Below are 12801 nucleotides of genomic sequence, written 5' to 3' on the forward strand. Positions count from 1 at the left end.
GCCCAGCCCCTTGCACAATTTCGTTTGACTGGCCGCCCGGCTTCCAATCAATCGCCGGCATGACTGAGACCACCGCCCCCGCCCATCCGGGCAAACGCCCTGGGCGCAATGCCTTCTTCTTCGTGCTGGTGACGGTCTTCATCGACCATCTTGCCTTCGGCCTGATCATCCCCGTCCTGCCCCAGCTGATCCAGGAACTGGCGCATGTCCCGCCCGAGGGCGCCCCGCTCTGGATCGGCGGGCTGGCCGCCACCTATGCGGTGATGACCTTCTTCTTCGGCCCGCTGATCGGCGCGCTGTCTGACAGGTTCGGCCGCCGCCCGGTCCTGCTCGTCTCGATGGCGACCCTTGGCATAGACTTCCTCATCATGGGGCTGGCGCCAAATATCTGGCTACTGTTCCTCGGCCGCGCACTGGCTGGCATATCCGGCGCCACCTTCTCGACCGCCAACGCCTATATCGCCGATACGACGAGCCCGGAGGAACGCGGCCGCGCCTTCGGTTTCATCGGCGCCGCCTTCGGTCTCGGCTTCATCTTCGGCCCCGTCGCGGGCGGCCTCCTGGGCGAGATCAGCATCCATGCGCCCTTCTTCGTCGCTGCCGGGCTCGCGTGCCTCAACTTTCTCTATGGTGTTTTCGTCCTGCCCGAATCCCTGCCGCAGGATCGCCGCCGCGCGCTCAACCTGACGCGCGCCAATCCGCTCGGCGCGGCCCGGCACTTCGCCAAGCTGCCCCACATCGCCTGGTTCCTGGTCACCAGCGTTTTCATCTTCCTTGCCGCGATGGTCTATCCGGCCACCTGGTCGGTCTATGGCGAAATCCGGTATGGCTGGAGCCCGCTTCAGATCGGCCTCTCGCTCGGCCTTGTCGGCATCGGTGCCGCCGCCGTGCAGGCCGGCCTCATGGGCCTCATCCTGAAACGCCTCGGCCTCATTCGCACAGTCCTGCTCGGCATCACCGTCTCGATGCTCACGGCCTTCGGCTTCGCGTTCGCGGGCCGCCCGGAAATCGCTTATGCGATCATTGTCGTCAACGCGCTGGGCGGGGTCACCATGCCGGCGCTGAACGCGGTCATGTCGCGCCTCACCCCAGCCGACGCGCAGGGCGAGCTTCAGGGCGCTGCGTCCAGTCTCAATGCCATCGGCATGATCATCGGTCCCCTGATTATGACCGGGGCGCTCTACGCCTTCACCCAGCCGGGCGCACCAATCTATCTGCCGGGTGCCGCTTTCCTCTTGTCAGCGGCTTTACTGGTGCTGGCGCTCCTGCCCTTCCGGGCGGGCGTCAACCTGAACCGCGACGCGCTGCCCAAATCAGGCGGCTGATCCGCCACCGGCCACTTTCGGCAAAGCCTCAGAGACTTCTGCTTCCGTGGTATCCGGGCGCTGTCGCGGTTCGGGCTTGGCAGGCTCGGGCTTCACCGTCAGCTGGCCGATATCAACGATCCGTTCGACTGGCAGCGGACGGCCGAGCAGGAAGCCCTGAACCTCGTCGCACCCTTCCGTAGTCAGAACAGACAGCTGCTGGGCATTCTCGATGCCTTCCGCCAGAACCGGGATTTTCAGGCTACGGCCCAGCGCCAGCACGGCACGCACCATCGCCGCCGTCTGCTCGCTCGATTCCACCTGCTCCACAAAGGATTTGTCGAGCTTGATCTTGTCGAACGGGAACGTACGCAGCGTGTCGAGCGAGGAATAGCCCGTACCGAAATCGTCCAGCGCGATGGTCACACCCATGCCCTTGATCTGGCGCAGCATGTGCAGCGAGCGTTCCTTGTCGGAGAAGATCGTCGACTCCGTCAGTTCCAGCTCCAGCCGGTGCGCCGGCAGTCCGGTCTCCACCAGCGTCTCGAGGATCATCTTGGGCAGGTCGGCATGGGCAAACTGCATCGGGGAGACGTTGACCGCCACCTTATACTGTGGCTCCCAGCGGGCCGCGCGCGCGCACGCATTGCGCAACACCCATTCGCCAAGCTGCAGGATCAGGCCATATTCTTCCGCAATCGAGATGAATTCGGCTGGCGAAATGCTGCCTCGTACAGGGTGGGTCCAGCGCAGCAGCGCTTCATATCCACGGATCTCACCGGTCGAAACCGATTTCTGCACCTGGAAATGAATGTCCAGCTCGTTGCGCTCGAACGCGATGCGCAGGTCATTGGCAAGGTTCTTCCGGTCCCGGACGATCTCGTCCATGGAAGGGTCATAGAAGGCAACCGCCGAATTCGGCGAAGATTTCGCGCGGTACATCGCAAGGTCCGCATTGCCGATCAGCGACAGCTTGTCGGTGGCATCATCAGGATAGATCGCCACACCAAGGCTTGCGCCGGGCGTCACATGGAACTCTTCCAGTGCAATCGGCTCATATAGCACCGCTTCGAGACGGCTGAGGAAATCAGAGAGCTCTGCCGCGTTCTGCATCCGCTTGACGGCGGCAAACTCATCCCCGCCGAGGCGCGCCACAAACTCGCCATCGCGCAGCAGGTAGGTCATGCGGTTGGCCAGCGTGCGCAGCACTTCATCGCCTGCCCCATGCCCGCGCAGATCGTTGATCTCCTTGAAGCGATCAAGGTCGATACAGATCAGGCCAACCTTCTGGCCCTGCGAGTGGGCGCTGTCGAGTTCATGGTCAAGGCGGCCATTGAAACTCACGCGGTTGGGCAGATTGGTCAGGCTGTCGGTCACCGCCATCTGGCGCAGCTGCTCATAGGAATCCGTGCGTACGCTCGCATCGATCAGGTAGCTGGCAATGCTCGCACCGATGATCAGGAAGCCGACACAGGCGATGGCTAGCGCCAGCGCCAGGATCGCTTCTCTCATCGGCGTGACGAGGGAAACGCCCAGCGGCTCATACTGGAAGGCCACCATGCCAGTGAAGTGCAGCAGCACGATCGCCAGCACGAATGTGCCCGCAGAAAACCATTGCTTCTTCATCGTATGCGCGCGGATCGCCACGGGCAGCGCAAGCGCAGAAAGGACAACGGCAAACACGATGGACAGCAGGAGAACCGGCACATTCCAGGTCACAATGCCGTTTACGGAATACCCCATCATGCCGGTGTAGTGCATCGCGGCAATCGCGAGGCCAACAACGCTTCCGCCAATGATCGGCGCAAAACGCAGCCGGCGCGAAGTTGCCAGCGCAAAGCCCGCCACGGCGCCCACCATCGCCACGATAAGCGACAAGATTGTCAAAACAGGCTCGAACGTGAAGGCAATTCCGGGGTCAAAGCCCAGCATGGCGATGAAGTGCGTACACCAGATTGCGGCGCCCGCCGCCACGGCGGTCAGGATGTGCCAGCCGATCCGCTGATAGCCCGAAACGCCTGCCGCGCGCCGCAAAAGTTGCAACGTAACCCAGGAACCGGCCAGACAGATCACTGCCGCCAGGCCGACCAGAACAAGGTCATGCTTCCAGAGATGCAGGCCCTGTCCGCCGTCTCCGGATTCGGGATAAATACCAAAATGTCCGCCCACGGCGGAACTCAGTGCGTATCGATATACCATCAGCCCAACGTCTCCTGCGTCTTGCTTTGGAGCGTTCGCATGGCAATGGTTACGAGCCTGTTATCCAAACAGCGGCCGGCTGTATCGCAATGTGTTAACAGATCCGGGCCGTTTGTTTGCCTACGGATCCATGCTGGCTGGATGATTTGGTGTATCTTCTGTAGCGGTTGCTGCAGATCAGCGCTTGCGCAGGACGATGCTCGCCAGAAGCCCCAGAACGCCGCCGCCTATGCCGCCTTCCAGGAAATTTTGGATGGCCATCATAGTCGATGAGGTTCCAAGCATCGGGCCGATGCCCGCTGCGTCGGCGCCGTAATGGGCCGCCACACCGCCCAAGATGCCGCCCACAACACCCATCGCGCCGCTGCCGCCGAGCAGCTTGGACAGGATCGGCCCAAGGATCGTTCCGCCAAGCGCGCTGATGATCAGGGGTATATACGGTTCCATGCATTTCCCTCCCAGGGTGATGCGGGATCATTCCCCGTCCCGCCATGGAGGGCAACTCTCGGGGAGTTTGCCTTGACTGTCGAGCGCTTTCCCGCCTCTGGATGAGGTTGCATCCGCCTCTCCTTCCCGCCATATCGAGCGCCATGAGCCTTCACCGCCCCGCCCTCTTCCTCGACCGTGATGGCGTCATCAATATCGACCGCGGCTATGTCAGCCGGGTTGAGGATTTTGAGTTCGTCGAGGGCGCTGCCGAGGCCATCGCCGCCTTCAACAAGCGCGGCTGGTATGTCTTCGTCGTCACCAACCAGTCCGGCATCGCGCGCAACTATTACACCGAGGCAGACATGCAGGCCCTGCACGAATGGATGCAGGCGCGCCTCGCTGAGAAAGGCGCGCATATCGATCGCATCTATTTCTGCCCCTATCATGAGGAAGGCGAAAACCCGCGCTACCGGAAAGCCAGCTTCGACCGCAAACCCAAGCCCGGCATGTTGCTGCAGGCCATGTCGGAGTTTCCGGTAAAGCGCGAAGGCAGCTTCCTGATCGGCGACAAGGATGCCGATGTCGAAGCCGCCCGCGCTGCCGGTGTCGCCGGCTTCCTCTTCAGCGGCGGCAACCTCGCCACCTTCGCCGAATGGACCCTTGCCAGCTTCGAAGACGGCAATCGCGGATAACCCCTCGCCCCCTTCTGCAATTTATGCTAGCAGGGCCTTCATGTTCTGCTCGTTTGCCAATCGGTTTTGCTGATGGAGGGCTATGGCCCCGAAACGTTCGGCCAGCTCAACGCGGCGGACTATGACAGGCTGCATGATCCGGGCACGACCGAAAACGCCGTCAATCTTCTGGCTGAAATTGCCGCAAACCAGCGCACGCTTGAGCTTGCCATCGGCACAGGGCGCGTTGCGCTGCCTCTGGCCAAGCGCGGATGCCAGATAGAGGGCATTGAAGCATCCCCGGGGATGATCGCAAAGCTGCGGGAGAAGCTAGGAGGCGGCGAGATCCCCATTAAACTGGGCGACATGTCGACCGCGCGCGCAGAAGGCTCCTTCGGCTTCATCTTCCTGATCTTCAACACGTTGTTCAATCTCACCCGGCAGGAAGACCAGATTCGCTGCTTCCAGAATGCTGCCAGCATGCTGGCGCCAGGCGGCGCGTTCCTGATCGAAGCCTTTGTGCCAGACCTTGGGCAATTCCGGAATCACACCAACCTGCGAACCCGCCATCTCGATTTCAGCACACTGACACTCGAAGCCGCCGTCCACGATCCGGTGACACAGCGGATCGAATATCAGTACCTTCGCTTCACGCCGGAAGGCACGCGCATGACCCCGCTGCCGATGCGCTATGCATGGCCTCAAGAGATAGACCTGATGGCACGCCTTGCCGGGCTCATCCCGGAAAGCCGCTGGGGCGGCTGGGATCGGGCGGCCTTCACCGCAGACAGCCGCATGCACATTTCCCTATATCGCAAACCGGTCTGAGCCCACCGATCAGGAACTTTCGCCGCCTCGCCGGCCGAATAACCGGCCTCAGACCGCCTTCAGCGTCTTGGGGTCCATCCCGCCCATGCGGCAGACCTCTTTCCACTCCGCCGCCGTCACAGGCTGCACGGAGAGGCGGAAGGAAGTCACGAGGCTCATCTCGGCCAGCTTCGGGTTTTCCTTCACATCCTTCAGCTTCACTGGCTTGGGCATCGGCGCCAGCGCGCGGAGGGTCACGCAGTCCCAGCGCGCGTCCTCTGTCGTCGGGTCTTGTTTGGAGAGCTCATTGACCTCGCACACGCCCACCACTTCGAGCCCCTGGTTGGAGTGGTAGAAGAACACCCGGTCGCCGAGCGCCATCGCGCGCATATGGTTGCGCGCAGTATAGTTGCGCACGCCCGACCAGATCTCGCCCGTCTCGCCCTTCTTCACCTGCTGCTCCCAGCTCCAGGCGTCGGGTTCGGATTTCACGAGCCAGTATTGCATCTGCCAGTCCTTCCAGTTTCGTCCCGGGTTCTAGCCGCCGATTCCCGCCTGCGCCAGCGCTGCGCGGACAAGCCGCTGATAATGCGGCCAGCCTTTATACTCCGCCAGAACCGGGTCGATCCCCTTCCACGCCGCGCGGAACGCTTCGGCATGTCCCGCCCCGGCAAGCGCCGCGCGCAAGGGGTCCACCGCCACACGGATGGTGAACACCACCGCGTCGCCCTCGGCCTGTTTTGAAATCGTCTGCCGCTCCACGCGCAGCCACAGCGCGTCCAGCGCGCCTTCCTCCGGCAATTGCGCGGCCAGCGCCTTGTAGGGCGCCTGCGACGGCGTGAACCGGTCCGCCCCCGGCTGCACAGTCCAGTTGAACCGCTCCAGCACCTGCCCCGGCCGCAGCGCGTCAAACATCCGGTGAATACGCCCCACCATGCCGGGGTTCGCCCCCGGCACAGGCTCATGCAAGCCCGAAAGCGGCGCGCCGATCTTCTCCGCAAGGCGCCAGAATGTCGGCGCCACAAGACTTGCCGCCATCAGGCGCCAAAGGCCGCCTTCATCTTTCGTCAGAATACAGATGTCATCGGAAACGGAGGCTGCCGCCACCTCCAGCGGCGTCTCCCATCCCGCCTCCCCCGGCGCCCCGGCCAGCACACGCCGGGCCACCCGCGCCATCAGGCTTTCATCGATACGTGAGGCAAACACCTCGCCCCGGCGCGCTTTCATGATCTGGCGTTTCTCGCCCAGCCAGGCAGCCGCTTCCGTATCGGGATGAAGCCAGCTTCCCGGATCAATCGGGCGCAGGCCCGGCGCAAGGCTCAAAGGCCCGTTCAGGAATGGCAGGTAAGGTGGCCGGCGCATCCTTCCGGCGCTCACGCGATCCGCGCGCCGCCCCAGCTCACAAAGCCGGCGATCTTCGGCGTGTTGGGCAGATACATCGTCTCGGCCCCCTCCAGCGCAAAGCCCGCCTCGGTAAGCATGGCGGAGGTATCGCGCGTCAGACGGCACCCGCCCGCCAGCGCCTTCCACACAGGCTCCACCCGGCGCTGCCATTTGGCCACGCCTTCATCGGGCGCAAGCCCATGTTCGGAGAAGAGCACGCGCCCGCCCGGCTTCAGCACGCGCCGGGTTTCTTCCAGCGCCGCTTTCCAGTCGGGGATCGTGCACAACACGAAGGTGATCACGGCGGTGTCGACGGATTTATCCGCCAGCGGAATTTTCTCCGCCCCGGTCTCGAGGAACTCGATCCCCTTGCCAATGCCCAGCTCATCGGCCGTGCGACGCGCTTTGACCACCATGCCCGGCGAAGGCTCCAGCGCGTAGAGCTTCTCCACCTTGCCAGCGTCATACATCTTGAAGTTCGTGCCCGAGCCGCAGCCGATCTCCAGCACAACGCCTTCCGCCTGCGGCACGACCTTGGCACGCTGCTTCATGATCGGGCGCGAGGAACAGGCACACGATACGAGGTTCGGAACGACATACCGGTCCCAGGGATTCATCGGTCTGTCCGCTTCGAGGGCAAAAAGCCCGGATAGGATTTCGACTGGATGGCAATCCGGGTCGCCTCGGTCGGCCGCGCGATCAGCGCGTCCTGCGTAATCGACACTTCATATTCAAAGCCGTCGCCCATCGGCTGATAGGTGGCCGAGCCGTATTCCGCGTCGATGCCAAAACGCGAGCCATAAGTGTCGGCCAGCTTGGAAATATCGATACCCGGCTCTTCGGTAACGATCCGTATGCCGTCGATCTTGCCTTCAGTCACCGCCTCGGAAGAAAACTGCATCGAGTTGGTCGAGCGCATATGCTCGATCCGGTAGACCGAATCATAACCCAGGATGTTGGCCATCGGTTTGAACTTGATCACGCGCGCGCCGATCTGCCATTCATCCCCGCGGAACACCGGCTGCGTGCCGTCGGCCTGTGTCAGGTGCGTGCCATCGGAGAAGGTCACGTCTGCGGTGTAGGAGGCGGCTTCTCCCGGCACGGCGGTAAACTTCACCACCGCCACCGGGCGTTCATAGGTGAGCCGCTTATAGGTCTGGAAGTTCAGCCCCGCGAAGGCCACCACGCCGGCCAGTCCGAGGAAACCCGTCCCGAAGGCAAGACGCGCTACTCCGGCAAACGGCTTCAGGTTCGCCAGCTTCCCAAATCCTGCGAACAACAGGATGAGACCGACCACCCCGGCAATCGATGGCAGAATCCACCAGATCAGGCCCATTCATGCTCTCCCTGCCCGGTCTTCTCTCCGGGGCGCTGTTAACCCTTTGAAGCAGCATATCAGCGTTTTGCGGCGCGGTTGGCAACCTTTCGCAGAGCCACTGCATATCGGCACGCGCCTGAAATCAGGGAGTTGCAGCAATCGCGTGCAGCGCATTCCATCCGACATAGACAGCAACGGCCACGATCATCGCCGCAAAACCTTTCCGGGCAAGGCCCACGCGGCCTGCCAGAAGGCGGGCAATCTGGACGCCGGCCAGCCCGCCTGCCGCCCCGCCGATCAGCACAAGGCCCACCAGCGGCAGGTCCACATGCCCGGCCAGCGCATAGTTTGCCGAAGTCGTCGCGCCAAACAGGGCCACCGAGACCAACGATGAGGCCATCGCATTCGATAGCGTCATGCCCGTCGCCATCATCAGGCCGGGCACGATCAGGAAGCCCCCGCCAATCCCGAAGAAGCCCGCCGCCATGCCGGTGACGAGGCCGAGCGGCACAATGCGCGCCATGATGGCCGGCGTGATATGCACATCCGGGTCGCCTTCGGCTTTCGGCTTGCGAAACATGGAAAGTCCGATTGCCGCCATCGCAAAGGCAAAGGCCAGCAGCAGCCAGGTTCCATCCACCCGCAACGCGACCTGCGATCCGGCGATGGAGCCAAGAATTCCTGCCAGCGCGAACATGCTCGCACACGGCCATTTCACCCGCCCTGCCCGCCAGTGCCCGGCAAGGCTCACCAGCGCAATCGCCGCCACCGCTGCCGCCGATGTGCCCAGCGCCACATGCGGGTCTTTCACGCCCACGGCATAGATGAGCAGGGGCGCAGCCAGCACGCTGCCACCACCGCCAAACGTACCGAGAAAAATACCGACAATTGCACCGCTCAGCAGCGCGGCCAGGATAACTTGTGTAGTAAGTTCCATTTGCGTCCCGTTCCCCGGCAAGACTGACTTGGCGCCCTTGTGATCGCTGCGTCTTTGTGACCACATATATGAGAACTTGCTAATTTAGCAATACCTCATACATTAGCAATGTCGCAGATACGCAATCGACATTGGAACGAATATACAAGGAGCCAGACATGCCCGCCATCAAAGCCTTCTTCGACAAGGCCACGAACACGGTCACCTATCTCGTCTGGGATACCGCGACGCGCGAGGCGGCTGTGATCGACCCCGTGCTGGATTTCGATCCTGCCGCCGCCCGCCTTTCCACGGTCTCTGCCGATGAAGTCCTCGCCGCCGTAAAGGCTGAAGGGCTTACCCTCCTTTGGGCGCTCGATACCCATGCCCATGCAGACCATCTTTCGGCGGCCAGCTATATCCGCGAAAGGACTGGCGCGAAGGTCGGCATCGGCGCGCTCATCACCGATGTGCAGAAAACCTTCCGCCCCATGTTCGGCCCGACCAGCGATACGCCCGATGCCGAAGTCTTCGATGCCCTCTTCAATGAAGGCGACGAGATAAAGCTCGGCAATGAAACCATCCGTGTGCTGCACACGCCAGGCCACACATCGGCCTGCGTCACCTATCTCATCGGCGACGCCGCCTTCGTCGGCGATACGGTCTTCATGCCCGACTATGGCACCGCGCGGACAGACTTCCCCGGCGGGGACGCCCACGCGCTCTACCGCTCGATCCGCAAGCTCCTCGCCCTGCCGCCGGAAACGCGCATCTTCACCGGTCATGACTACCTGCCCGAAGGGCGCGAGGCCTTCGCTTGGGAATCCACCGTTGCCCAGCACCGCGCCGCCAATGTCCATGTTCATGACGGCGTATCGGAAGATGAGTTTGTCACCATGCGCACCACCCGCGACAAGACGCTCGGCGCCCCGCGCCTCATCCTGCCCTCGCTGCAGGTCAACATCCGCGCCGGTAGCCTCCCGCCCGCCGAAAGCGATGGCCAGGTCTACCTCCGCCTGCCGGTAAACCGGCTGGGGAAGTAACGCTAAGCCCCCCTGCCCTTCAAGCACACCCGCCCATTCCGGCACTGTCGAGGAGATGGCGAGGTGATCATCCTCCCCCGCGAAGCGGGGGAGGTGGCAGACGGCGAAGCCGGCTGACGGAGGGGGGAAGCCACCCGGCACAAGCCCCCCGCATCCGCCCCTGCCGACCTGCCCCCACGCACCCCCTGCCCCTGCGGAGCAAAGCCTGTTAGGGGCAGTGCATCATGGCCATCCGCGATTTTGCCCTTCTCTGCGCCGTCTGCCTCGTCTGGGGTCTCAATCTGGTCGTCACGCGCTGGGTCGTGGCCGATATGGCCATTCCGCCGATCTTCTTTGCCGCGCTGCGCTTTCTCGGGGTGGCGGTCTGCCTCATCCCGTTCCTGCGGCCGCGCCCGGAGAATTTGCGCATCCTGTTCATCGTCTCGATGATGATCGGCTCGGTCCATTTCGCGCTGCTGTTCATAGGTCTGCGCCATGCCGATGCCTCTGCCGCCGCCGTCACCGGCCAGCTGGGCGTGCCCTTCTCCACGCTGATGAGCATGCTGTTCCTGGGCGAGGTCATCCACTGGCGCCGCGCCCTTGGCATCACGCTCGCCTTCCTCGGCGTGCTCATCATCGCGCTCGACCCGTCGAACTTCTCGGTCTCCTACGGCCTGCTCTACATCATCGCCTCGGCCTTCATCGGCTCGGCGGGCGGCATCGTGATGAAACGCATGCCGAAGCTCTCGGGCTTGCGCTTCCAGGCATGGGTCGGCCTGTTCAGCTTTGCGCCGCTATTCGCCCTCTCCTTCGCTGTCGAACAGGGCCAGCTCGACGCCTATATTCACGGCGGCTGGATGGTCTGGGCCGCCAGCGCCTTTGCGATCATCGGCGTCTCGGTGTTCGGCCATTCGGCCTTTTACACCCTGCTGAAAAAGTATGATGTTTCGCTACTCTCCCCGCTCACCCTGATGACACCGATCTGGGGCGTGATCTTCGGCATCGCCCTGCTGAACGAACCGCTAACCCTCCGCCTCATCATCGGCGCGGCCGTCTCGCTCAGCGGCGTGCTTGTCATCGCCCTGCGCGCGAACCAGAAAATGCCGGAAGCCGCCCTTGGCAAGAAGGTCGCCTCCGGAGACTCCTGATGCATATCGAAGACACCCCCAGCCCGAACCATGACGCGCGGAAACATCCCGTCTCCCTGCTCGTGCTGCACTATACCGGCATGGAAAGCGGCGACGCGGCGCTTGCCCGCATGCGCGATCCGGAGGCCAAGGTCTCGGCCCATTACATGGTCTGGGAAGATGGCCGCATCGCGCGCCTCGTGCCGGAAAATCTCCGCGCCTGGCATGCCGGCGTCTCCAGATGGCAGGGCCTTGAGGATCTCAACTCCCGCTCCGTCGGCGTCGAGATCGTCAATGGCGGCCACGACTACCGCGCCCCCGGCGGCGGCCTGCCGCCCTATCCGGATGCGCAGATCAGCGCCGTCATCGCCCTCTCGCGCGAAATCATGGCCCATCACGCCATCCCCGCTACCGGCCTCGTCGGCCATTCCGACATCGCCCCCACGCGCAAGATCGATCCGGGTGAGCATTTCCCCTGGGCGCGCCTGGCCGATGCCGGCCTTGGCCTCTGGCCCGACTTTGAAACCGGCGCCGCCTGCGTCTGGTCTGGCGGTGACGCCTCGCGCCTCAATGCCCAGCTCGCCGCCATCGGCTACGACACCGCTGACATTCCCGCCGCCCTGCGCGCCTTCCAGCGCCGCTGGATGCCCCGCGCCGTCACCGGCCTTGCCGACGCAGACACCCTCCGCCGCCTCGCCCAGATCGCGGCGGCCTATGCCTCGGCCACCTCTTCGTCATCCTCGCCCCAGGCGTGAGCCCATTCGGTCGCCAGCGCCGCGCCCAGCAGCAATGACGACACCGACGCCGACAGCCAGATAAAGCCGAAGATCACAGAGGCCAGCGCCCCATAGATCGTGCCCAGCACCGAATAGTGCAGGTAGAGCTGGAACAGGAACGTCACGCCCAGAAACGCCAGCGCCGCCGCCGCCGCGCCCGCCGCCAGCGCCCGCGTGCCCCGCCGCACATGCCCGCGAAGCGACAGCACCAGGATCAGGTAGAACACGCCAAAGCTCGCAATCCCTTTCGAGATCCACAGCGAGTCCACAATCGTCGCGATCTCATGGGCAAAGCGCAGCGCAATTTCGCCGGACTCCTGTACCGCCACCGTCACCACCAGCTGCGCCGCCCCCAGCAGCCAGACGATCAGGATCAGCAGCGCCGTCAGCAGCAGCGAGGTGCCCTGGAAGGGCGCAAACCGTGTCCGGTCCGCCGTGCCCGCGATCATCCGGATGCCGGTGATCAGCGCCTTGGCGCCCGAGGTTGCCGTATACATCACCAGCACCGCCGCCAGGAACGCCCGCAGGCTCAGCCCCGCCGGCGTCATCTGCTGGATGGCATCCACCTCCTCAAAGGTCAGCGGCTCGACGCTCTGGCTGAAGAAGTTGGCAATCGGCTTGGCCAGGTCATGCGCCAGTTCCGGCGGCAGGAAAAAGGTCAGCAAAGTCAGCGTCATGTAGATCAGCGGGAAAATCGCAAACAGCGCGTAGAACGCCACCCCGCCCGTCACGATACGCACATCCGGCCGCACGAGCCGCCGCGCGGCCCGGATCGCAGGATCAATAAAGTCGGGCCGCCATCGCTCGATCATCCCTTCTCTTCTGGCATGCTCCGCCGCAGAAACAAAC

Annotated in this window: 14 protein-coding genes; 6 read left to right on the forward strand and 8 right to left on the reverse strand. The window is 63.5% G+C overall.

What is annotated here, in order from left to right; translation table 11 throughout:
- The first annotated feature begins 59 nt into the window (after positions 1–59).
- Positions 60–1325 carry a TCR/Tet family MFS transporter gene (locus K1X12_RS01405; RefSeq protein WP_220985857.1) on the forward strand — a complete coding sequence of 422 codons (1266 nt, stop codon included), beginning with the start codon at positions 60–62 and terminating at the stop codon, positions 1323–1325.
- On the opposite strand, the gene K1X12_RS01410 is transcribed toward K1X12_RS01405, so the two are convergent.
- On the reverse strand, positions 1314–3503 hold the full coding sequence (locus K1X12_RS01410) for a putative bifunctional diguanylate cyclase/phosphodiesterase (RefSeq protein WP_220985858.1): 2190 nt from the start codon (positions 3501–3503) through the stop codon (positions 1314–1316). The two genes, K1X12_RS01405 and K1X12_RS01410, sit on opposite strands and share 12 nt — an antisense overlap.
- Positions 3504–3680: 177 nt before the next feature.
- Complete coding sequence (locus K1X12_RS01415; RefSeq protein ID WP_220985859.1) at positions 3681–3950, reverse strand: hypothetical protein; 270 nt, start codon at positions 3948–3950, stop codon at positions 3681–3683.
- Between the two features lie 143 nt (positions 3951–4093).
- On the opposite strand from K1X12_RS01415, the gene K1X12_RS01420 reads away from it, so the two are divergent.
- On the forward strand, positions 4094–4624 hold the full coding sequence (locus tag K1X12_RS01420; protein ID WP_369426045.1) for a D-glycero-alpha-D-manno-heptose-1,7-bisphosphate 7-phosphatase: 531 nt from the start codon (positions 4094–4096) through the stop codon (positions 4622–4624).
- Between the two features lie 72 nt (positions 4625–4696).
- Positions 4697–5431 carry a class I SAM-dependent methyltransferase gene (locus K1X12_RS01425; RefSeq protein WP_220985861.1) on the forward strand — a complete coding sequence of 245 codons (735 nt, stop codon included), beginning with the start codon at positions 4697–4699 and terminating at the stop codon, positions 5429–5431.
- 48 nt (positions 5432–5479) lie between these two features.
- Here K1X12_RS01425 and K1X12_RS01430 read toward each other — a convergent pair whose 3' ends face one another.
- The 5 genes from K1X12_RS01430 to K1X12_RS01450 all read right to left on the reverse strand — a co-directional run bounded on the left by K1X12_RS01430 (position 5480) and on the right by K1X12_RS01450 (position 9048).
- Positions 5480–5917, reverse strand: coding sequence for an EVE domain-containing protein (locus tag K1X12_RS01430; RefSeq protein ID WP_220985862.1), 438 nt, complete (start codon positions 5915–5917; stop codon positions 5480–5482).
- A gap of 30 nt (positions 5918–5947) precedes the next feature.
- Positions 5948–6772 carry a heme-dependent oxidative N-demethylase subunit alpha family protein gene (locus K1X12_RS01435; protein WP_220985863.1) on the reverse strand — a complete coding sequence of 275 codons (825 nt, stop codon included), beginning with the start codon at positions 6770–6772 and terminating at the stop codon, positions 5948–5950.
- A gap of 11 nt (positions 6773–6783) precedes the next feature.
- Complete coding sequence (locus K1X12_RS01440; protein ID WP_220985864.1) at positions 6784–7410, reverse strand: class I SAM-dependent methyltransferase; 627 nt, start codon at positions 7408–7410, stop codon at positions 6784–6786.
- The gene (locus tag K1X12_RS01445; RefSeq protein WP_220985865.1) at positions 7407–8129 is read right to left on the reverse strand and encodes a hypothetical protein; all 723 of its coding nucleotides are present in this window, start codon (positions 8127–8129) and stop codon (positions 7407–7409) included. The genes K1X12_RS01440 and K1X12_RS01445 overlap by 4 nt, the downstream gene beginning before the upstream one ends.
- A 124-nt stretch (positions 8130–8253) precedes the next feature.
- Positions 8254–9048 (reverse strand): sulfite exporter TauE/SafE family protein, encoded by a 795-nt coding sequence (locus K1X12_RS01450; protein ID WP_220985866.1) that lies wholly within the window; start codon positions 9046–9048, stop codon positions 8254–8256.
- Positions 9049–9206: 158 nt separating this feature from the next.
- Between K1X12_RS01450 and K1X12_RS01455 the strand changes: the two genes are divergently transcribed.
- The 3 genes from K1X12_RS01455 to K1X12_RS01465 all read left to right on the forward strand — a co-directional run bounded on the left by K1X12_RS01455 (position 9207) and on the right by K1X12_RS01465 (position 11931).
- Positions 9207–10070: an MBL fold metallo-hydrolase gene (locus tag K1X12_RS01455; protein ID WP_220985867.1), complete on the forward strand. Its 864-nt coding sequence runs from the start codon at positions 9207–9209 to the stop codon at positions 10068–10070.
- 224 nt (positions 10071–10294) lie between these two features.
- A complete protein-coding gene (locus K1X12_RS01460) occupies positions 10295–11197 on the forward strand; it encodes a DMT family transporter (protein ID WP_220985868.1) in 903 nt (300 codons plus the stop codon).
- Complete coding sequence (locus K1X12_RS01465) at positions 11197–11931, forward strand: N-acetylmuramoyl-L-alanine amidase (protein ID WP_220985869.1); 735 nt, start codon at positions 11197–11199, stop codon at positions 11929–11931. The genes K1X12_RS01460 and K1X12_RS01465 overlap by 1 nt, the downstream gene beginning before the upstream one ends.
- Here K1X12_RS01465 and K1X12_RS01470 read toward each other — a convergent pair.
- A complete protein-coding gene (locus tag K1X12_RS01470; protein WP_220985870.1) occupies positions 11889–12764 on the reverse strand; it encodes a YhjD/YihY/BrkB family envelope integrity protein in 876 nt (291 codons plus the stop codon). The genes K1X12_RS01465 and K1X12_RS01470 overlap by 43 nt on opposite strands.
- Positions 12765–12801 lie beyond the last annotated feature (37 nt).

Origin of the sequence: Hyphomonas sediminis (genome assembly GCF_019679475.1) — a bacterium.
GTDB classification, from domain to species: domain Bacteria; phylum Pseudomonadota; class Alphaproteobacteria; order Caulobacterales; family Hyphomonadaceae; genus Hyphomonas; species Hyphomonas sediminis.

Excerpts from the sequence above, each read along its gene's own strand:
- K1X12_RS01425 (WP_220985861.1), top strand. The coding sequence starts at position 4,697 with ATGGAGGGCTATGGCCCCGAAACGTTCGGCCAGCTCAACGCGGCGGAC.
- K1X12_RS01435 (WP_220985863.1), bottom strand. The coding sequence starts at position 6,772 with ATGCGCCGGCCACCTTACCTGCCATTCCTGAACGGGCCTTTGAGCCTT.
- K1X12_RS01455 (WP_220985867.1), top strand. The coding sequence starts at position 9,207 with ATGCCCGCCATCAAAGCCTTCTTCGACAAGGCCACGAACACGGTCACC.
- K1X12_RS01465 (WP_220985869.1), top strand. The coding sequence starts at position 11,197 with ATGCATATCGAAGACACCCCCAGCCCGAACCATGACGCGCGGAAACAT.
- K1X12_RS01450 (WP_220985866.1), bottom strand. The coding sequence starts at position 9,048 with ATGGAACTTACTACACAAGTTATCCTGGCCGCGCTGCTGAGCGGTGCA.
- K1X12_RS01470 (WP_220985870.1), bottom strand. The coding sequence starts at position 12,764 with ATGATCGAGCGATGGCGGCCCGACTTTATTGATCCTGCGATCCGGGCC.
- K1X12_RS01440 (WP_220985864.1), bottom strand. The coding sequence starts at position 7,410 with ATGAATCCCTGGGACCGGTATGTCGTTCCGAACCTCGTATCGTGTGCC.
- K1X12_RS01415 (WP_220985859.1), bottom strand. The coding sequence starts at position 3,950 with ATGGAACCGTATATACCCCTGATCATCAGCGCGCTTGGCGGAACGATC.
- K1X12_RS01410 (WP_220985858.1), bottom strand. The coding sequence starts at position 3,503 with ATGGTATATCGATACGCACTGAGTTCCGCCGTGGGCGGACATTTTGGT.
- K1X12_RS01405 (WP_220985857.1), top strand. The coding sequence starts at position 60 with ATGACTGAGACCACCGCCCCCGCCCATCCGGGCAAACGCCCTGGGCGC.
- K1X12_RS01445 (WP_220985865.1), bottom strand. The coding sequence starts at position 8,129 with ATGGGCCTGATCTGGTGGATTCTGCCATCGATTGCCGGGGTGGTCGGT.
- K1X12_RS01430 (WP_220985862.1), bottom strand. The coding sequence starts at position 5,917 with ATGCAATACTGGCTCGTGAAATCCGAACCCGACGCCTGGAGCTGGGAG.
- K1X12_RS01460 (WP_220985868.1), top strand. The coding sequence starts at position 10,295 with ATGGCCATCCGCGATTTTGCCCTTCTCTGCGCCGTCTGCCTCGTCTGG.
- K1X12_RS01420 (WP_369426045.1), top strand. The coding sequence starts at position 4,094 with ATGAGCCTTCACCGCCCCGCCCTCTTCCTCGACCGTGATGGCGTCATC.